We start from the raw sequence: 18,701 nt of genomic DNA, 5'->3' as shown, positions 1-18,701 counted from the left end.
GAACGGTGCATACGTAGGGTGGGCAAAGGCGCGAAACGCGCCGTGCCCACCTTATTTTATAGCGTTGGAAGGCGGTGGGCACGCTTCGCTTTGCCCACCCCACGAAGTTCAGTTGAATGGGAGCCGCAATGGCCGACACATCCTTCGACGTCATCATCATCGGCTCCGGTCCCGGCGGCTATGTCACTGCGATCCGGGCGGCCCAGCTCGGCTTCAAGGTCGCGATCGTCGAGAAATCCTATCTCGGCGGCATCTGCCTGAACTGGGGCTGCATTCCGACCAAGGCGCTCTTACGCTCCGCCGAAATCTACCACTACATGCAGCACGCCAAGGATTACGGCCTGTCGGCCGATAACGTCTCGTTCGATCCGAAGGCGGTGGTGCAGCGCTCGCGCGGCGTCTCGAAGCGGCTCAATGACGGCGTCGGCTTCCTGATGAAGAAGAACAAGGTGAGCGTGATCTGGGGCGCCGCCTCGATCGACGCGCCTGGCAAAGTCACAGTGAAGAAGTCCGATGTCGAGGGCCCGAAGGGTTCGCTAGGCGAGGGGAGCTATCAGGCCAAGCACATCATCGTCGCGACCGGCGCGCGGCCGCGCGTGCTGCCGGGGCTCGAGCCCGACAAGAAGCTGATCTGGACTTATTTTGAGGCGATGGTGCCGGATAAGATGCCGAAGTCGCTGCTGGTCGTTGGCTCCGGTGCGATCGGCATCGAGTTCGCCTCGTTCTTCCACACCATGGGCTCCGACGTCACCGTCGTCGAGGTGCTGCCGCAGATCCTGCCCGTTGAGGACGCCGAGATCGCGGGCCTCGCCCGCAAGCGCCTGGAGAAGCAGGGCATCAAGATCATGTCCTCGACCAAGGTCACGAAGCTGGAGAAGAAGGCCGACAGCGTTGTCGCCTCCATCGACGACGGCAAGGGCAAGCCCGTCACCACCGAGTTCGAGCGGGTGATCTCGGCCGTCGGTGTCGTCGGCAATATCGAGAATCTCGGCCTCGAAAAGCTTGGCGTGAAAACCGACCGCGGCTGCATCGTCATCGACGGCTACGGCAAGACCAACGTTCCCGGCATCTACGCCATCGGCGACGTCGCCGGCCCCCCGATGCTCGCGCACAAGGCCGAGCATGAGGGCGTGGTTTGCGTCGAGGCCATCAAGGGACTGCATCCGCATCCCATGGACAAGAACCTGATTCCCGGCTGCACTTACTGCAACCCGCAGGTCGCTTCGGTCGGTCTCACCGAAGCCAAAGCGAAAGAGAACGGCCGCGAGATCCGTGTCGGCCGTTTCCCCTTTGTCGGCAACGGCAAGGCCATTGCGCTCGGCGAGGACCAGGGCCTGGTCAAGGTGATCTTCGACAAGAAGACCGGCCAGCTGCTCGGCGCCCACATGGTCGGCGCTGAAGTGACCGAGCTGATCCAGGGCTACGTCGTCGCCATGAACCTGGAGACCACGGAAGAAGAGTTGATGCACACGGTGTTCCCGCATCCGACGCTGTCGGAGATGATGAAGGAAGCCGTGCTGGATGCGTATGGGCGGGTGTTGAATATTTGACGGGAGAGGGCCGCAGCGTCGGCGGGCGCTACTAGCGGTCCCGTCATCCTGAGGTGCTCGCGTAGCGAGCCTCGAAGGATGCACGGCCGGGATGCGGCAGCCGGGCTGTCGCCCTTCGAGACGGCCGCTCCGCGGCCTCCTCAGGGTGACGGGACCAACATTGGAAAGACCAAAACAACAAAAGGGAGTGAACCCATGCACGACAACGACAACCTGACCATCGAACGCCCGACCTTCGTCACCCATCTCGAATGCGCGATGGAGGGCGACCATTACGCGGCCGACCAGGTCCACAACCTCTCCAAGGCCGGCAAGCCGCTGCTGGTCCGTTACGACCTCGCGGGCGTGAAGAAGGCGCTGACGAAGGATGCGCTCGCCCAGCGCCCCGCCGACATGTGGCGCTACCGCGAGCTGCTGCCGGTGCGCAAATGCAAGGACATTGTCTCGCTCGGCGAAGTCACCACGCCGCTGATCCGGCTGCCCAAGCTCGGCACAAAGCTCGGCGGCGGCGAGATCATCGTGAAGGACGAGGGACGTCTGCCGACCGGCTCGTTCAAGGCGCGCGGCCTGGTGATGGCGGTGTCGATGGGCAAGGCCCTCGGCATCGAGCATATGGCGATGCCGACCAACGGCAATGCCGGCGCAGCGCTTGCGGCTTACGCGACCTCCTGCGGCATCAAGACCACGATCTTCTGCCCGGCCGACACGCCTGAGGTGAACGTCAGCGAGATCGAGTTGCAGGGCGCGACCGTCTACCGCGTCAACGGCTATATCGACGATTGCGGCAAGATCGTCGGCGAGGGCAAGGCAAAGGTGGGCTGGTTCGACACCTCGACGCTGAAGGAGCCGTACCGCATCGAAGGCAAGAAGACGATGGGCCTCGAGCTTGCCGAGCAACTCGGCTGGGACGTGCCCGACGTGATCTTCTACCCGACCGGCGGCGGCACCGGCCTGATCGGCATGTGGAAGGCGTTTGACGAGCTGGAGAAAATCGGTTTCATCGGAAGCAAGCGTCCGCGCATGGTCGCGGTGCAGGCCTCCGGCTGCGCGCCGATGGTGCGCGCCTATGAGGCCGGCACCGAGCATGCCACGCGCTGGGAGGACGCTCACACCATCGCATCCGGCATCCGCGTGCCGCAGGCGATCGGCGACTTCCTGATTTTGCGCGCCGTGCGCGAGAGCAAGGGATTTGCCATCGCGGTCGACGATGACAAGATTTCGGCGGCGCTGAACGAAGTCGCGCGCGAGGAGGGGCTGTTGCTGTGCCCCGAGGGTGCCGCGACCTACGCTGCCTACAAGGACAGCCTCGCCGACGGCCGCGTCAGCAAGACCGACCGCGTCATGCTGTTCAATTGCGCGACCGGCCTGAAGTACCCGCTGCCGCCGGTCACCCGCACGCTCGATCGCCACAAGCTGATCGACTACGCGCAGTTTTAACTTATTTCTCCCTCGCCCCGCTTGCGGGGAGAGGGTCGGGGTGAGGGGGACTCTCCGCGGGGACGGTGACAGTTGAATATGCGGAGACTCCCCCTCACCCGAATTGCTTCGCAATTCGACCTCTCCCCGCAAGCGGGGCGAGGTGAAGAAAAAGAATCGTCGGGGAGACCACAATGAAGAAGGCCGCCTGGGCCGGGCTGATCGGCATTCTCGCTCTCACCGGCGCCGCGCGCGCCGACGATTATCCGTCGCATCCCATCACCATCATCGTTCCCTTCGCAGCCGGCGGCCCGTCAGATGCGATGGCGCGCGTGCTCGCCGAGCGGATGCGCGTCTCGCTCGGCCAGCCCCTGGTGATCGAGAACGTCACCGGCGCCGGCGGCTCGATCGGTGTTGGCCGTGCCGTGCATTCGGCACCTGACGGCTACACCATCTCCTTCGGTCATCTCGGCACCCACGTCGCCAACGGTGCGGTCTACAAGCTCAATTACGATCTCGTCGCCGATCTCGAGCCGGTGGTGCTGCTGCCGAGCAATCCGATGATTGTGGTCAGCAAGAACGCGGTGCCGGCGACCTCGCTGAAAGAGCTGCTGGAATGGCTGAAGTCGCGGCCGTCGCCGCCGACGGCCGGCACCGCTGGTGCAGGCTCCGGCAGCCACATCGCCGGCGTCTATTTCGAGAGCGTCTCCGGCATCAAGCTGCAATACGTGCCGTATCGCGGCACCGCGCCGGCGCTGAACGATTTGATCGCCGGCCAGATCGACGTCATCGTCGACCAGACCTCCAACTCCATCAACCAGGTCCGCGCCGGCACCATCCGCGCCTACGCCATCACCGACGACAAGCGCCTCGCCTCGGCGCCCGACATCCCGACCGCCGACGAGGCGGGGCTGAAGGGCTTTAATATGACGCTGTGGTCGGGCCTGTGGGTGCCGAAGGGTACGCCGAAGGAAATCGTCACCAAGCTCAACGCGGCTGCCGTTGAGGCGCTGAACGATCCCGCCGTGAAGAAGCAGCTTGAAAGCCAGGGCCTGGAGATGACGCCGAAGGATCAGCTCACGCCCGAAGCGCTCGGCACGCGGCAGAAAGCCGAGATCGCAAAGTGGTGGCCGATCATCAAGGCGGCGAATATCAAGGTGGAGTGAGGCGGGGCTCACGCGTGCCGCATCACGCCAGAGCGTCCCCCCGTCCTCTCAGCGCCATCTCGAGGCATCGCATCAGCTCCGAGGTGGCGAACGGCTTGCCAAGGAAGCAGAGTGCACCGGCCCCCAGCGCACGTGCGCGCACGCTCTCATCCGGAAACGCTGTCATGAATATGAACGGCGTGGCCGAGCCCTGGGCACGCATCTGCGTTAACAGATCGATCCCGCTCATGACCGGCATCTGCACATCCGCAATCACGCAGCTGGCGCCGTTCAGATCGGTCGAGCCCAGGAACGCTTCGGCCGAGGCGAATGTGTGGACGACGTATCCGCGCGACGCGAGAAGATTGTCGATCGCGGCCCGCACATAGGGATCATCGTCGAGCACAGAAATCACTGAAGGCGCTGACAAGACCGTCCGCTCCCGAGCTGCTTGCCGTCGCACGCGGCCGGAAGCCAAGGTGGGCCCATCAAGCGAGATTTGGAACTCATACTTAGGTTTGTTCGTCCCGCGTGGCGCGCTGAATCCCGAGCGCCTCGTTCATTTTGACCAGCTCGGCCAGCGACTTGGCACCCATCTTCCGCATGATCTGGCCGCGATAGATCTTGACGGTGATTTCGGCCAATCCCAGCTCAGCGGCCACGTTCTTGTTCATCTTGCCGGACGCGACCAGGGACAGTACGTCCCGTTCCCGCGGGGTCAGGGACTCGAAGCGGGACCTGACGTTCGATACCGTTTTCTCGATCTCGCGGCGCTTGCGATCGCGCTGGATCGCGGCCTGGACCGCGTCCAGCATGTCTTGGTCGCGCACCGGCTTGGTCAGGAAGTCGACCGCGCCACTCTTCATGGCCCGGACGGTCATGGGAATATCGCCATGGCCGGTGATGAAGATGATGGGCGTGTGGATGTTTGCCTTGGCAAGATCGGCCTGCAGGTCGAGGCCGCTCAGTCCCGGCAGGCGGATATCGAGCACCAGACAGCTGGGGACCTCAGGCGGCTTGCTTTGCAGGATCTCCGGCGCCGAGCCGAATGCAGCGACCCTGAGGCCGACCGATTCGAAGAGATTGATAAGCGCCCGGCGCACCGCCGGGTCATCATCGACGACCAGGACGATCGGCTCGTTGTTGTCCACCTCCGGCAAGGAGGGCGCGGGGCGCTCTGTCACGACGCTTCCTCCTGATACAAGGGCAGGGCCATCTGAAACGTCGCGCCCCGCCCCTCATGGGGCGAGGCTGAAAGTCGTCCGCCATGGGCCTCGACGATGGATCGGCAGATCGAGAGTCCCATGCCCAGGCCGCTGGATTTGGTGGTGAAGAACGGTGTGAACATGCGATCAATCGCCTCGGCAGAAATACCGACCCCACGGTCCGTCACGCTCACCAGCACCGATCCGTTGTTGTCCAGACCGGAGCAGATCACCAGCTCGCGCGGGCGATCCGTAACGCCTTCCATCGCTTCGATCGCATTCATGATCAGGTTGATCAGCACCTGCTGTAACTGGATTCGGTCGCCGAAAACGTTGGGCAGCACTGATCTCAACTCCATCCGCACCGATACGGCGTGGGTGGCCATCTCGCGGTGAACGAGCGCGACCGCCTCGCGAACGACCTGGTTGAGGTCGAGCGGGACCATCTCGATGTCGGTTCTCTTGGCAAGTGCCCGGACGTGGCGGATCACCTCGCTGGCACGGTTTCCATCCTCGATGATCCACTCCACCGAGCGGCGTGCCCCTTTCAGATCGGGGGGACTGCGCTGCAGCCAGCCGATGCAGGCGTCGGCATTGGCCATCACGGCGGCGAGGGGCTGATTGAGTTCGTGAGCAATCGAGGCGGTCAGCTCGCCGAGCGTCGTGACGCGTGTCACATGGGCCAGCTCGATCTGTGCCTTGCGCAATGCCTCTTCGGCCTGGTCACCCCGGATGGCCGCGGTCACATCGGTGCAGACGCCACGATAGCCGAGGAAATTGCCGTTGGCGTCGAAGAACGGTTTGCCGCTGGTGCGCACGTAGATCCGCTGTCCGTTGCGGTCCCTGCTGCGATACACCAAGTCGCGGAACGGAGTGTGGGCGTCGAGCGCTGCCCGATGTTGTTGCCATTTTTCCGGCTCGAGATCGGCGTCCGGAGCAATGTCCCAACGCGTGAGCCCGATCAGGCCCGCGGGGATGGTGACGGTATCGGAGTGTTCCGATATCAGGGTAACGCGGTGGTCTGGCCCCGTCTCCCAGAACCAGTCAGACGCGGTTTCGGCATAGTCGCGAAAGCGCTGCTCGCTCTCACGCAGCCTGCGCTCTGCCTCTTTGGTCGCCGTGACGTCGCTCACCGAGCCAACGAACTCGATGCCACCATCGGCGTCTTGCGTGGCGCGGGCCACCGCACGAACATATTTCACGGCGCCATCGGGCATCACGAGCCGGTATTCGTGATCGTAATCGCGACCATCGCGCATCGCGCGCCCTGTGGTTCGCTGCACCGCGAGCCTATCGTCCGGATGGATACGCTGGAGCATGAATGGGATCGTGGGCTTCTCAGCCTCGTCGCATTGGAAGATGCGATACGTCTCCTTCGACCAGGTAATCTCGCCGGTCGCGGCCTTCCAGCCGAAGCTGCCGGTGTGGCTCAATTCCTGCGCCTGGGCGAGGTAAGCCTCGCTCTGTCGCAGCGCATTCTCCGCTTCCTTGCGCTCGGTGATGTTCTCGCAGGCGACCAGCACGATCTGCTTGCCATCGCCTTGCAGCATGGCCTTGGCGTTCTCGCGTACCCACAGAACCGAGCCGTCCTTGCGCACCTTCCGGATTTCCCAGGTGTGAGACTGACCGACGGTCTCGAGGCAGAGCGCAACGCAATGGCCGACGAAGCTGTGGTCTTCCTCGAAGAACACGCCCAGCACGGATTGGCCGATCAGCTCCGCTGCCGTATAGCCCAGTTGCGCGGCGCCGAACGTGTTCACGTTCACCACGGTCCCGGCAGGATCGACCATGAAATACATGACCGGGTTGTGCTCGAAGATCTGCTGCCATTGCTTCACAGCCTCGCGCAAACCGACATCGCTGGATCCAAGGCTCGGCTTGACAGGGCCAACTCGCCGTTCGCTGCGGGCCTGCTGGATCAAGCCCGACCCGATCAGGCATGCGAGGATGAAGGGAGCGATTACCAGACGATCCTGCGGATCGGAGATGCGGAAATCAAGGAGAGGCGGCGCCGAGAAATAGGCGAGCGCAGCAACGGCGAGGAGAGTGAGGAGGCCGGAGGCCCGGAAGCTGTCCGTGAGCGCGAACAGCAGGATCACCACGAGATAGCAGAACGCGGTCGCGGCGAGCCCGATCTGGAGGAAGAAACCGGCCGCGGTCACCAGCGCCAGCACAGCGCAACCGAAGACGAATTGCGCGGCCAACTTCCATATCTTTGCAATCTGGCCAGGCTTCATCGCAGACGGTCCCGGCTCGTCTCTGCGGTGAATGCAATTAGACCACGTCGCAACAATATCGGCAATTCCCCTGACCAAAGTCGGGTCGATGGCGAGGGCGAGGGGACGACGTCACGACGTGCCGCCTTCGGACTTGCGGTTTGCCATGCCTGGTCGCCGCGGGCTGAGCGCGGCTATGCCGCCAGGAATTCGCTGAGACCGTGCAACCGGTGCATCGTGCGCCGTCTCGTTGCGAAAATGCCGGTCCGGGGGCCCGGGCAACTACGGGACAAACCTAGGTATAGCTCGCCCATCCCTAATCATGTCGGTCATTTACCTCCGTACAATTGAGCACGTCGTAGCTGACGGAATAGCCTCATGACCGATCGGGAAGCGTTGATTGTGCTGCCGCTGGCGGCGATTGCAAAAAGAACCGGGTCTCAAGCGTACGGTTCGAGCGGTCTCACCGACAGACGCAGGACGAAAGACCAAGCCGCTGCGTTGCTCGGGATGTCGCCATGAGAGTAAAGCTCTGCGCCCGTTGCCCGTACGTTTCGCAGGATCTGGCGGACCATTACGACGCCTGCGCCTCGCTTCATCTGTGCGCGCGCTGCGACAGCGAAACGGCGATTTCCGCGATCCAGCACGCACGTGAATTCGAAGGAAGAGAACGGACAAAGGAACGAGGGAGAGAACGATGTGCGACAAGTCCGAACAGTCTGAGCGCAGTCCTTCAGACCACGGCTGTGCCGTTTGTGGCAGGCAGTTTGGCTTGATCCGATACTATTCCTGGCGAACCGCGCTCTGTTCCAAGAAGTGCTTGGATCATTTCCGTGCGCGCAGGGAACGCGACCGCCGCTGGCTGTTTCGAGTTCAGGTGGCGTGAGGACCAGCGAGGAAGGCAAGCTTTACGCGCAGCGGAGGGAAGACGGCAAATACATCCTCGTCCCCGCCCGGAAGGTGGAGCGCAACAGGGACAACCCCGATGGCCGCAACCATCTTTGCGCGCCGCCGCCTGCGCTTTCCCCGCTGGATAGCGTCTATTGTTTCGCATTGGGAGGTGCCACATGAGGTTCGCCTTCGTCTTGGTGAACGACAGGACTCCGTTCCGGCAAACTCGGTGCTTGCAGTGCTGCGAGCGCATCGGCGGCAGCTATCTGCGCGAGATCGGGACGCGTCTCCCCTATTGCGACTATGAATGCTACGCGCTGTTTCGTGAGGCTGTGGCGGAACAGCAAGAGCGCGCGAGGGTGGCGTCATGAAGTTCGTGGTGGTCAATCACGAGCCGCCGTCACGCGAAGCCGCGTGCAGCACCTGCTCGCGGCCGCTCCAGTCCGGCTATATCCGGCATGCGCGGACGCAGCGCCGGTACTGTGACCATGATTGCTACCGCCGAAACGAGTTCGCGGTGCTGATGATGGATTGGTGGATGCCCGGCCTCACTGGGACGCAGGCCACCGAGAACATCGCGACCGTCGCCAGCCGCGCCATTGAAGTCCTCGCAGTTTTGGGTGCGGTGTCGTGCTGGAGCTCTACGGTGCAGATGTGGACTTTGTCGCGAGCATTGACCGACGCATGTTTGGGCGCTCACGGCCCTACGGCTATGGAAGGACGTGGTAGCGAGCCACGCAATTGAGCCCGCGTGGAGCCGCAGTCACTAGACCTGAGCGGCGCCTCGGTCCAGCCCCGGAGGCGTCGACCAGCGAGGGTGGGTTAGCAGATGGCGTAACCAACCATGCCCCCTCCACATCGTGGTGGGTTACGCTTCGCTAGCCCACCCGCAGCTCCAAGAGCGTCAATTCGCGCCCGTAAAGCTCGCGGGCGTCGCGGCCGCGCGCGGCGCGGCACTCGCACCCTGCGTCACCACGCGCTGGTCGGTCTTGCCGGCGACCGCTCCGCTGCCCTCGAACCGTGCGCGATAGACCAGCACGTTCTCCATCACGCGCTGGACGTAGTTGCGCGTCTCCGACAGCGGGATGCGCTCGACCCAGTCGACCGGATCGATCTTGGGATCTCTGGGATCGCCGTGTGCCTGCACCCATTCGCGCACCCGGCCGCGGCCGGCATTGTAGCCGGCGAAGGTCATGATCTGGCTGCCACGATATTCCGAGAGAAGCGCGCTGAGCTCGGCCGCGCCCATCTGAGTGTTGTAGACGGGATCGGAGACCATCCTGTCCCAATCATAGGTCACGCCGAAGCGCTTTGCGGTGTCGCGGCCGGCTTCCGGCGTCACCTGCATCAGGCCGACCGCGTTGGCCGCCGACTTGTCGCGCTGGTTGAACGAGCTTTCGGTGCGGGCCACCGAATAGATCACGCTGGTCTCGATCGCGGGTGCCACCTGTTTGTGCTCGGGGATGCCGATGGTCGGGAAGGCGTAGTGGTCGAGCGCCAGCCCGCGCGCCAGCGCCGACTTGCCGATTTCGAGCATGACGCGCGCGTCGTTGCGACGGCCAGCGAGCTCGCCGAGTGCTTCAAGCGCCGCGACATCGGTGCTCTCCTTGGCAAAATCATCGGCATAGTAATACACCATGTCGCGCTCGCCGATGCCGTAGAGCATGTCGGCGGCGCGCACGCGTTCGTCCGCGGGCGGCGTGTCGGCGGAGGCGAGCACGGGCGAGGGCGCACGCAGCTCGATTCCCTCGAGGCCAAGCCGTGCACGGGCGAGCTGGCCGTAATAGGCGGTCGGATAGCGCGCGGCGGCCCTGTAGCTCATGCGCGCGTCGGCGACTGCCCCCATCGCCTCGGCCGCACGGCCGCGCCAGTAATGGCCCCGTGACAGCGCGATCGGATTGGCCGAGCCCTCGTCGATCGCCGCGAAGTGCATCAATGCGGTCTTGGGATCGTCGAGATAGCGCAGCGCGATCCAGCCGCACATGAAGTGATAGTCGACGCGATAGACTTCCATCGCCGGGATCGCCGCCGCGCGAACCACGTCATAGGCGGTCCTGGACTTGCCCTGGTCGAGCAGTTTTCGCGCCAGCAGGCGGCGTTCGCGCCACCAAGCATCGGTATCCTGCGCGGCCATGGTGTCAGGCGCCGCAGAGAGGATCACCTCGGCCGCATCGTCGATGCGGTCCTTCTGGATATGCCACTGCGCGCGGCACAGTGCGTAGCCGAGATCGCGACGCGCATCCGCCGATACGTTGTCGAAATAGTCCTTGGCCTTGTTTTCCTTGCCGTTGACCGCGGCGCAGGCCTTGACGATTGCGAGCGCATCCTCGCCGAGACGTTTTGCGGCGCGCCTTGCGCCGGCATAGTCCTTGGCGCCGAGGCGCTTGTCCATGCGAGCGCGATGATCCCCAGCGGTCAGGAGATCGTGGAACGCTTCGTAGGAATCCTCCTCGCTGCGCTCGGACAGCTCCTCCGAGCGCCAGGCCTCACGCACCAGACGCGCGGCCCGCTCGCTGTCGCCTTCGGCAATCAGCACGCGGGCGAGCGCGAAATTGCCCTTGGCACTGGTCGGCCGGTCCATCGTGAAGGCGTGCACGGTGGCCGCGTCGGTCTTCTCCTGCCACAGCCGCGCCTCGGCACGCCGGCGCAAGAGCGCGCTGCTCGGCCAGTCCGGATTGGCGGCGAGGAAGGCGGCGTAACGCTTGAAATTTGCGGTGCTCTCGGAATGGCGCAGCAAGAACCAGTCGGCGAGCTTTTGTCCGGCGGGATCGGCAATGCGGTCGCGGGCTGCGGTCGCGTCATCGGTCTTGCCCTTGCGCGCGAGGTCGATGGCGTCTTTCAGCGCGGCGAGGTCGCCGGTGAGCGGCGGGGCTGCGGGCCTGTCCGCAGGCTCGTCGTCCTGCTTCTTCGACTTGCGCTTGGCCTCGGCATGTTTGCCGTGCTTGCCGGCCGCAGCATGGCGCTGCTTGCCGGCCTTGCTGCCAGATTTGGCCTCATGGATCTTCTTCGGCGCTGATGACTTGCTCTTCGCTGCCAGCTCCGTCGGAACCAGCGCCAGTGCGGTCATGACAACGATACACGCGAGCGAGCGTAGGCACTGGTTCATTCCGTGGTCCCCCCTGCGAAACCAGCACAAACCAAAGTCCGCGACGACACGCGGCGAGAATCAAATCGACATCAAAAACAGTGACACGGCATTGTTTCGCATTCATCACGCTCCCGCAACAATGCGGCAAAATACGGATGGAATGCGGGAACTTGCGCAACGGGGGTGATAGAACGGGCTTTTTAACCTTCGTTAACGAACGGGCCTCGCGCGGCGGTTGCGGGGGCTCGTGACGCCACAAAGGGCCCGATTGCGCGTGTTCCCGGTCCGAAATCCGGTGTATTGAGTTCCATAGACCTCTTTGAGCCCTCGTCCGCACCTCATGCCGCTTTTCAACCAGTCGATCCGGCGCAAGATCGTCGGCATCGCCCTCGGATTGATCGTCCTGATGCTGGTCACCTCGATCCTGTCGATGGTGATGTCGAGCAAGGTCGGCACACTCCTCGATGAGCTGACCAACCGCTACATTCCCGCCTACGGGCATCTGGCGCGCGCCAATATCCATTCGCTGGAGCGAGCGCTGGCGCTGCGGCGCATGGTCATGACGAGGATGCAGTCGCCCTCGGACGAGGAGGCCTATACGGCGCGCCTGCACGAGTTCGAAGAGGCCGATCGGAACATCGAGGAGGAGACGTCGGCCGCGCGCACGCTCATCAACGCGATCATCGACGACACCAGGACGCCGTCGGACGATGCCACGTTGGCGCGGATCGACACCCGCATCGAGACCGCAGTCACCGAGCTGCGCCGCGACATGAACGAGGATCACGCAAAGCTGCTCAAGCAAGTCGATGCCAAGCAGATGTCGGAGGCGCGCGGAACGCTGGAGCACATCGACGCTATACGGAACCTGTTCAACCAGAGGATCGATGCGATCCGCGCCGACATGCTCAAACAGGTCTACGCGAGCACGTCGCAGGTGGTCGGTCACCAGCGCCAGGCGATCATCATCTCGGGCATCGTCACCTTGCTCGCGGCGATCGTCGGATTTGCCTTTGCGCTGCTGGTCAGTAGCGGCATCACCCGCCCGGTGCGGTTGCTGCTGGCCGGGGCTCGCGAGGTCGAGGCAGGGCGCTTTGACGAGAGCATCGCGGTCTCGACCCAGGACGAGATCGGCGAGCTCGCCGCCGCCTTCAACCGCATGATCGAGCAGTTGCGCCACAACGAGCGCATCCGCGAGACCTTCGGCCGCTACATCGATCCCAAGGTGGTGCAGGGCCTGATCGACCGGCCCGAGGTCGCCATCGACGGCCAGCGCCGGGTGATGACCATCATGTTCTCTGACATGAGCGGCTTCACCGCAATGAGCGAGGGCATGACCCCGCGCGGCCTCGTCAAGGTGATGAACCACTATTTCACGGTGATGTCCGCTCCGATCCGGAACAACCGCGGCGTCATCGACAAATATATCGGCGATGCCATCATGTCCTATTGGGGCCCGCCCTTCGTCGAGGAGGACGAGCAAGCACTGCTCGCAGGCCTCTCCGCCATCGACATGGCCGACCAGGTGCCCGCGCTGCAGAAGCAATTGCCGGATCTGCTCGGCATCCGTGCCATGCCGGTGTCGTGCGATTTGCGCATTGGCATTGCCACCGGCGAGGTCCTGACCGGCAGCATCGGCTCCGAGCTGATGATGAGCTTTACGGTGATGGGCGACGCCGTGAACCTCGCCTCGCGGCTCGAAGCAGTGAACAAGGTCTACGGTACCCGCATCCTGATCTCGCAGGCGACCGCCGAGGCGATCGGCGCGCAGCTCGAATTGCGCGAGATAGATCGCCTCGCGGTGGTCGGGCAGAGCGTGCCGCAGCCGGTGTTCGAGGTGATGGGCAGGGTGGGCGCGCTCGCAGAGCCGCGGGAGAGCCTGCGCGCGCACTATGCGGAAGGCCTTGCCGCCTATCGCGCGTGTCGCTTCGACGACGCACGCACCGCGTTCAACGCGGCGCTGGAGCGCGCGCCCGGCGACGGCCCGTCGCGCACCATGCTCGCCCGCATCGCGCAGTTCGAGACCAATCCGCCGGCAGCCGATTGGGACGGTGCCTGGCGATTGGACAGCAAATAGCTGTCCACTCGTGAATAATTGTTTCTACCCCATAACGATGTTTGTCGTGACCTAATTTCCGGGCTTAGCTTTGTTGTCCTTGAGGCGTTTAATGGGGATACGCCGATGACAGAACTTGAGGACAGGCTGGAGCGGTTCGAGACGCTCACCGCCGAATGCGAGCTGATTGCCAAGCTCGCCACCGACACCAAAAAGCGCGAGTTCTACCTGAAGCTCGGGGAGCAGTACCGTCAGCTTGCGGTGGACATGCGCCAGGTGATCGCGACCAAGGCCGCGGCCTGAGGGTTCCCGTCGGAGCGAGGTACGACGCGGCATCCCTGCGTTCGCAGGATCGGTCGCGATCGCAAGCCGTTCTTAACAATTGAGTCGCATCCTCGATGGGAAGCGGGGAGTCGCGCATTGCGTTTCCCGGCGATGGGAATGCCTGCGGCAAGGTTGCCATGCAACATTGCCCGCGAACGTAGCTCGTCCGATGGTTGACGTCCCATGCGTCTGTTTGCGGTCATTTTGTTTGCGCTTCTGACAGCAGCCTGCAACCAGGAGCAGGACGTCACGGGCTCGACCCCGGTCTGCGCGCTGCGGAACTACAGCGCCTACAATCCCCGCGATATGAATCAGTGCGTTGCCGCCTGCAAGTCGTGCGACCACGGCAATACCGTCACCTGCACCACCTCCTGTACGCTCAAGGGCGCGCACTGAAAGCAAGGCCCGAGGCCGCGGCCTCTTTATCTCATCCTGGCCGCATCTCATCCTGGCCGCGATTGGGGAACCGCTAGAGCCAAGCCGCTGACGGTGCTCTGCCACCGGAACGAATGACATAGGATAGCCATTGGAAGGAGCAGGCAGGACGCGGAGTCGAACGGATGGGTATGCTCGATCCCGGCCGGTTTCTGGTGTCGTGCTCGCATTGCGAGGCTTGGCCGATGGCGGCCAATGTCAAACGTGGAAGCTGGTCGGCACAGCCGCACGAGGTCCGCTTCGTCTGCCCGCGCTGTCGCCGCGAGGAGACCGCGATCGTCTCTGCGTCCGGGCAGCTGTTACCGATCAAGCGCGTCGACATTCCCCCGCGCGAGGTGACGGCGGCCTGGGCCCACGCCCAACGCCCGCGCGGGCGCACTTAGGGCGTTGCTCGATCCCGTCTTGGAACTGGGCCGTTCGTCGGACGTTTCCGCCCCGACACCAACGCATCGGGATTGGGCGCATGATCAGCGAACATTTTGACACCCGCACACGGATCAATATGAAGCTGGCGCTCGACCGCGTCTGCCGTAATCGCCCCGACGGCGAGGATCACGGCTTCCGCAGGTCGGTCGCCGAGAACATCATCCGCTGCGCGCTGACGGGTCGCACCGGTATCGGCCAGCTCGTCGATGCCGGCGAGCGGGCCACGATCAGGACCCGCGCGCAGCGCGAGCCGGCCTGATTGAGAGCTGGCGGAATTCGTCGATAGCTGTGGTAGGGCGCGGGTTCTGGACCTTGCTCGGCGGTCTGACCGGCGCGGTGAGCATCGGTCTGCTGACGCCGCCGGCACGCCAGGGCGGCCAGCGCATCTATGGCCACGAGGACATCAAGGCACTCAGCCTGATCAGGCACTGCCGCGATCTCGATTTCTCGCTCGACGATATCAGCGACATCCTCGCATCAGTGCAGCGGCAGTTGCCTTGTAGCGACACCAAGACGTTCGCGGATCAGCATCTCCGTTCGATTCGGACGAGGATCGCCGAGTTGTGCGCGCTGGAAGCGACGGTGGCCGCGCTGGTCAGTGGCTGCGAAACGACATGCTGCGGCAGCACTGCGCCGGACTGCGTAATCCTGCAGCCGGGCCGAGCGAGTGGTGGTTGAGGGCGACCCGCTTGCTTCGGCGCATCTACCGCTTCACGGCCACCAGTCGATCGCGCGAACCGTCCGTGCGATCACGGCTGAAGCCTCGTCGGGGATCGCGAAACACGAGCTCGCGTTGATTTCGCAGAGAACGTAGGCGTCGGCGCCCGCCGCATCGCGCGGGCCGTACAGGAAATCCGCGTCCCAGATCACCGGCAGTGATGGTTCCTCGATGGCCAGCTTCATCATCTTCGTTCCATTGGATCGATGAAATCTTTTCGAGGATCCAACGATTGTGCGCGGGTTGACAGCTTGGTGCCCCGGGGCTTCTATTCGAGGCATCGGGGATATGCGATCTCCCCGCGAGGCGACATGCCCAAGTATCGCGTCCTGATCACCAAGGGCGCAGCATGTCCACTTCACACACTCGATTTCATTCGACAGATAGGTTCGTTCCGCCTCGCGCGGCGGCTGCTCTGGCGTGCGTCCGCGTGCTTGGCAGCGGCCGCCTGAGCCAGGAAACGGATTCGCAGGAACACCAGGAGAATGACCATGCGACTACGAACAATCTGTCACGCAGCCTTCTTGCTGGCCGCTGTCGTGGGCCCAGCATCGCTCGCCGCGCCGGCCCAGGCGGAAGACGTCAATTGGCAGGCGATCGACCAAACGCTCGGCCGCAAGGCGGCCGTCTCGGATGATGTCCACCGATACGGGTTTCCTCGCAGCGATCTCTCCGTGACCCTTGACGGGGTCGCGATCAAGCCGGCGCTGGCGCTCGGCGGCTGGGTGGCATTCAAGCCTGCCCATGGCGGCGCCATGGTCATGGGTGATCTTGTGCTCCTCGAGACCGAGATCAATCCCGTGATGGCGAAGATGATCGCTGGCGGTCTCGAGATCACCGCCGTGCACAATCATCTGCTGCGTGCGAGCCCGGCGACGTTCTACATGCATGTCGCGGGACACGGGGACCCCGTCAAGCTGGCTTCCGCCATCCACGATGCACTCGCCGAAAGCAAGACTCCGCAGACCGTTGCCGCACCCGCCACCCCCCCGCCTGCCGTCGATCTCGATACAGCCAAGCTCGACCAGATCATCGGCGCGAAGGGACAGGCCAATGGCGACGTCTACCAATTCAACGTCAAGCGCCGCGATCCAATCACACAGCAGGGCATGCCGCTCACGCCCGTCGGGGCAATGGGCGTCGCGATCGGCATCAACTTCCAGCCAACGGGCGGGGGCAAAGCCGCCATCACCGGCGATTTCGTTCTGTCGGGCGACGAGGTGAACCCGGTGATTGCGGCGCTGCTGGCGAATGGCATCGAGGTGACGGCACTGCACAGCCACATGCTGGACGAGCAGCCGCGGCTGTTCTTCATGCACTTCTGGGCCAATGACGACGCGATCAAGCTCGCCAAGGGCCTGCGGTCCGCGCTCGACAAGACTGCGAGCGCGAAAGGCTAACCGACAGAGCAGTGGATGCCGCCGCCGCTTGTCACAACAGTTCGTGCAAACCCGTCCAGCCGGTGTAGAAGCCGACGAAGACGATCAGGGCCGCAGATACGTAGGGCGCGCGGTGGGCGTAGCGGCTAAAGCCGCTCCAGTGTCGTTCGACATGCCGCAGGCTGAGCGCCGCCAGAACGCCTGCCGACACCATCGTGATCGCGAGGCCGATGCCGAAGCACAGCACGAGGACAAAGCCGAGGCTGAACTGCTTCAGCTGCATGCAAAGCAGTAGCACGGTGATCGCGGCGGGGCAGGGGATCAGTCCGCCGGTGAGGCCGAACAGCACGATCTGCGCCGTCGTCACGTTGCGTCCCGCAAAGCGCTTGCGGATGTCGGCGGCGTGGGCGCGCGCGTGAGCGTCGTCCTCATCGCCGAGATTCATGTGGTCGTGATCATGTTCCCTAAAGACGAGTTCCGCGGCGTCAGCGCCGCCCAGTGTCACACGCGCCTTGAACGCATGCGGCTCGGGAATCTCCGCGACGCTTTCAAGGTAGCCGTCCCGAGCGGCGAACGCGAATGTCTGGGCCGAGCCGTCCTCGCGGATCGTGGTCACCTCGATGTCGCTGGCTGCGGGAAGCGCGCCGGCTTCGCTCCGGATCCGCCAGTGAGGCGGCACGCCGTCTTCGAACACCTCGATCAGCAGCGGCAAGCCGGCCAGCGAGATGGATTGCGGCTCGTCGTGGTGATGATGGTCATGCTCGTGATTCTGCTCCCGCCAGGTGCGCCAGACCATCCAGCCGGCGATGCCGAAGATGATGACGGCGGATGCCAGTTGCAGATAGGCCTCGCTGCGTTCGCCGGACAATTCGCGGCCGAAGTAAAGTCCCGCCACCGCGATTGTCCAGACCACCGCGGTATGGGAGATGGTCGCCGCCAGGCCGAGCAGCGCTGCCTGAAGCACCGTTCCCCTCACGGCGATGATGAACGCGGCCATCATGGTCTTGGAATGGCCGGGCTCGAGACCGTGCAGCGCGCCGAGCAGGATCGCGCTGGGCACGAACAGCCATGCGTGGGCGCTGCTCTGCTGGAGCAGGTAAGACAGGTCGGTCATCTCGTTCACTTCAAATAGGTTCGGACGACGTCGATGAGGTCGGCGGCCCCCTTGGCCTTCTCCGGATCCTTTTCGTACGCGGGATCCACGACGTGGTGGCGGATGTGATCTTCCAAGAGCTCGGTAGTGAGACCGCTGATCGCGCCTTTCACGGAAGCCACCAGCATCAGCACATCAGTGCAGCCGATCTCCGACTCGAGCGCGCGCTCGACGGCCTCGAGCTGACCCTTGATGCGCCGGACCCGGCCGATGAGCTTCGACTTGTGCTTGATGGTATGCGACATCTCGGTAAGATAGGGGGGTACCCTATATTTGTCAAACGTCGACTTCATTTTGGCCGAACCAGCCGGGACGCTAAATTTCTAAAAAAGAGAAATTATGCTTGCTCCGTCGGGCAAAACACCTGTAGGGCTTGGCGCATCCCGGCTCATCCTCGAGGGGCGATCGTACGTCGTCACTGATTGCGAGCTGGGCTTGCGGTGGACGCGGCAGCGTCGGCACGAGAGGTGCGGGCAGGGCGGGTAGTCCCTGTGAGCCCGAAACCGCGTGCGGATGAGCGGCGCTGTCAAGTTCGTCTCGCCAATATTCTTGCGGCGCGTGTGCACACGGCTGCAAGACCCTGTGGCACCAGGCGAACGCGCGTACGGCAAAACCGTGTGGTCCTGGCCGTCGTTGCTACGGTCAAGCCTTTCGCGGAGGTGTGGAGCGCCCAACCGGGTCAACCGCATCGTCAATTCG

General features: G+C 63.8%; 17 protein-coding genes and 1 pseudogene. 11 read left to right on the top strand and 7 right to left on the bottom strand.

The window, feature by feature from the left end; genetic code table 11:
* Positions 1-128 precede the first annotated feature (128 nt).
* From lpdA to ACP2YP_RS21340, 3 genes are all read left to right on the top strand, one after another.
* Positions 129-1,550, top strand: coding sequence for a dihydrolipoyl dehydrogenase (gene lpdA / locus ACP2YP_RS21350; protein WP_426418332.1), 1,422 nt, complete (start codon positions 129-131; stop codon positions 1,548-1,550).
* A gap of 195 nt (positions 1,551-1,745) precedes the next feature.
* The gene (locus ACP2YP_RS21345; RefSeq protein ID WP_426418331.1) at positions 1,746-2,987 is read left to right on the top strand and encodes a threonine synthase; all 1,242 of its coding nucleotides are present in this window, start codon (positions 1,746-1,748) and stop codon (positions 2,985-2,987) included.
* Positions 2,988-3,160: 173 nt separating this feature from the next.
* A complete protein-coding gene (locus ACP2YP_RS21340) occupies positions 3,161-4,132 on the top strand; it encodes a tripartite tricarboxylate transporter substrate binding protein BugD (protein WP_426418330.1) in 972 nt (323 codons plus the stop codon).
* 22 nt (positions 4,133-4,154) lie between these two features.
* Here ACP2YP_RS21340 and ACP2YP_RS21335 read toward each other — a convergent pair whose 3' ends face one another.
* The 3 genes from ACP2YP_RS21335 to ACP2YP_RS21325 form a co-directional block, all read right to left on the bottom strand.
* Positions 4,155-4,541: a response regulator transcription factor gene (locus tag ACP2YP_RS21335; protein WP_426426218.1), complete on the bottom strand. Its 387-nt coding sequence runs from the start codon at positions 4,539-4,541 to the stop codon at positions 4,155-4,157.
* A gap of 82 nt (positions 4,542-4,623) precedes the next feature.
* Entirely contained in the window at positions 4,624-5,295 is a 672-nt protein-coding gene (locus ACP2YP_RS21330) for a response regulator transcription factor (protein ID WP_426418329.1), read from the bottom strand.
* A complete protein-coding gene (locus ACP2YP_RS21325; protein WP_426418328.1) occupies positions 5,292-7,490 on the bottom strand; it encodes a PAS domain S-box protein in 2,199 nt (732 codons plus the stop codon). The genes ACP2YP_RS21330 and ACP2YP_RS21325 overlap by 4 nt, the downstream gene beginning before the upstream one ends.
* A 1,300-nt stretch (positions 7,491-8,790) precedes the next feature.
* Between ACP2YP_RS21325 and ACP2YP_RS21320 the strand changes: the two genes are divergently transcribed.
* Entirely contained in the window at positions 8,791-9,168 is a 378-nt protein-coding gene (locus ACP2YP_RS21320) for a hypothetical protein (RefSeq protein WP_426418327.1), read from the top strand.
* Positions 9,169-9,327: 159 nt separating this feature from the next.
* On the opposite strand, the gene ACP2YP_RS21315 is transcribed toward ACP2YP_RS21320, so the two are convergent.
* Entirely contained in the window at positions 9,328-11,529 is a 2,202-nt protein-coding gene (locus tag ACP2YP_RS21315; RefSeq protein ID WP_426418326.1) for a lytic transglycosylase domain-containing protein, read from the bottom strand.
* A gap of 322 nt (positions 11,530-11,851) precedes the next feature.
* Between ACP2YP_RS21315 and ACP2YP_RS21310 the strand changes: the two genes are divergently transcribed.
* The 6 genes from ACP2YP_RS21310 to ACP2YP_RS21285 all read left to right on the top strand — a co-directional run bounded on the left by ACP2YP_RS21310 (position 11,852) and on the right by ACP2YP_RS21285 (position 15,430).
* Entirely contained in the window at positions 11,852-13,588 is a 1,737-nt protein-coding gene (locus ACP2YP_RS21310; protein WP_426418325.1) for an adenylate/guanylate cyclase domain-containing protein, read from the top strand.
* Between the two features lie 105 nt (positions 13,589-13,693).
* Positions 13,694-13,870, top strand: coding sequence for a hypothetical protein (locus ACP2YP_RS21305; protein WP_426418324.1), 177 nt, complete (start codon positions 13,694-13,696; stop codon positions 13,868-13,870).
* Between the two features lie 204 nt (positions 13,871-14,074).
* A complete protein-coding gene (locus tag ACP2YP_RS21300; protein WP_426418323.1) occupies positions 14,075-14,287 on the top strand; it encodes a hypothetical protein in 213 nt (70 codons plus the stop codon).
* Between the two features lie 164 nt (positions 14,288-14,451).
* Positions 14,452-14,709 carry a hypothetical protein gene (locus ACP2YP_RS21295; RefSeq protein WP_426418322.1) on the top strand — a complete coding sequence of 86 codons (258 nt, stop codon included), beginning with the start codon at positions 14,452-14,454 and terminating at the stop codon, positions 14,707-14,709.
* Between the two features lie 80 nt (positions 14,710-14,789).
* The gene (locus ACP2YP_RS21290) at positions 14,790-15,011 is read left to right on the top strand and encodes a hypothetical protein (RefSeq protein ID WP_426418321.1); all 222 of its coding nucleotides are present in this window, start codon (positions 14,790-14,792) and stop codon (positions 15,009-15,011) included.
* A gap of 53 nt (positions 15,012-15,064) precedes the next feature.
* Positions 15,065-15,430, top strand: a complete 366-nt coding sequence (locus tag ACP2YP_RS21285) for a MerR family DNA-binding protein (RefSeq protein WP_426418320.1) — start codon at positions 15,065-15,067, stop codon at positions 15,428-15,430.
* A 33-nt stretch (positions 15,431-15,463) separates the two neighbouring features.
* Here the strand turns inward: ACP2YP_RS21285 and ACP2YP_RS21280 are convergent.
* Positions 15,464-15,649 (bottom strand): annotated as a pseudogene (locus tag ACP2YP_RS21280) (Cj0069 family protein); the annotation flags it as partial.
* Between the two features lie 312 nt (positions 15,650-15,961).
* On the opposite strand from ACP2YP_RS21280, the gene ACP2YP_RS21275 reads away from it, so the two are divergent.
* On the top strand, positions 15,962-16,870 hold the full coding sequence (locus ACP2YP_RS21275; RefSeq protein ID WP_426418319.1) for a DUF1259 domain-containing protein: 909 nt from the start codon (positions 15,962-15,964) through the stop codon (positions 16,868-16,870).
* Between the two features lie 31 nt (positions 16,871-16,901).
* Here the strand turns inward: ACP2YP_RS21275 and ACP2YP_RS21270 are convergent, their stop codons facing one another.
* Positions 16,902-17,963, bottom strand: a complete 1,062-nt coding sequence (locus tag ACP2YP_RS21270) for a sulfite exporter TauE/SafE family protein (RefSeq protein ID WP_426418318.1) — start codon at positions 17,961-17,963, stop codon at positions 16,902-16,904.
* 5 nt (positions 17,964-17,968) lie between these two features.
* Entirely contained in the window at positions 17,969-18,247 is a 279-nt protein-coding gene (locus ACP2YP_RS21265; protein WP_426426217.1) for a metal/formaldehyde-sensitive transcriptional repressor, read from the bottom strand.
* Positions 18,248-18,701: the final 454 nt, after the last annotated feature.

Source organism: Bradyrhizobium genosp. A (assembly GCF_049949275.1).
In the GTDB taxonomy this organism is placed as follows: Bacteria; Pseudomonadota; Alphaproteobacteria; order Rhizobiales; family Xanthobacteraceae; genus Bradyrhizobium.
This window is presented reverse-complemented; position numbering and strand designations above follow the sequence as displayed.

Coding starts and splice junctions, on each gene's coding strand:
- lpdA (WP_426418332.1), top strand. CDS start 129: ATGGCCGACACATCCTTCGACGTCATCATCATCGGCTCCGGTCCCGGC.
- ACP2YP_RS21345 (WP_426418331.1), top strand. CDS start 1,746: ATGCACGACAACGACAACCTGACCATCGAACGCCCGACCTTCGTCACC.
- ACP2YP_RS21340 (WP_426418330.1), top strand. CDS start 3,161: ATGAAGAAGGCCGCCTGGGCCGGGCTGATCGGCATTCTCGCTCTCACC.
- ACP2YP_RS21320 (WP_426418327.1), top strand. CDS start 8,791: ATGAAGTTCGTGGTGGTCAATCACGAGCCGCCGTCACGCGAAGCCGCG.
- ACP2YP_RS21315 (WP_426418326.1), bottom strand. CDS start 11,529: ATGAACCAGTGCCTACGCTCGCTCGCGTGTATCGTTGTCATGACCGCA.
- ACP2YP_RS21310 (WP_426418325.1), top strand. CDS start 11,852: ATGCCGCTTTTCAACCAGTCGATCCGGCGCAAGATCGTCGGCATCGCC.
- ACP2YP_RS21305 (WP_426418324.1), top strand. CDS start 13,694: ATGACAGAACTTGAGGACAGGCTGGAGCGGTTCGAGACGCTCACCGCC.
- ACP2YP_RS21300 (WP_426418323.1), top strand. CDS start 14,075: ATGCGTCTGTTTGCGGTCATTTTGTTTGCGCTTCTGACAGCAGCCTGC.
- ACP2YP_RS21295 (WP_426418322.1), top strand. CDS start 14,452: ATGGGTATGCTCGATCCCGGCCGGTTTCTGGTGTCGTGCTCGCATTGC.
- ACP2YP_RS21290 (WP_426418321.1), top strand. CDS start 14,790: ATGATCAGCGAACATTTTGACACCCGCACACGGATCAATATGAAGCTG.
- ACP2YP_RS21275 (WP_426418319.1), top strand. CDS start 15,962: ATGCGACTACGAACAATCTGTCACGCAGCCTTCTTGCTGGCCGCTGTC.
- ACP2YP_RS21270 (WP_426418318.1), bottom strand. CDS start 17,963: ATGACCGACCTGTCTTACCTGCTCCAGCAGAGCAGCGCCCACGCATGG.
- ACP2YP_RS21265 (WP_426426217.1), bottom strand. CDS start 18,247: ATGTCGCATACCATCAAGCACAAGTCGAAGCTCATCGGCCGGGTCCGG.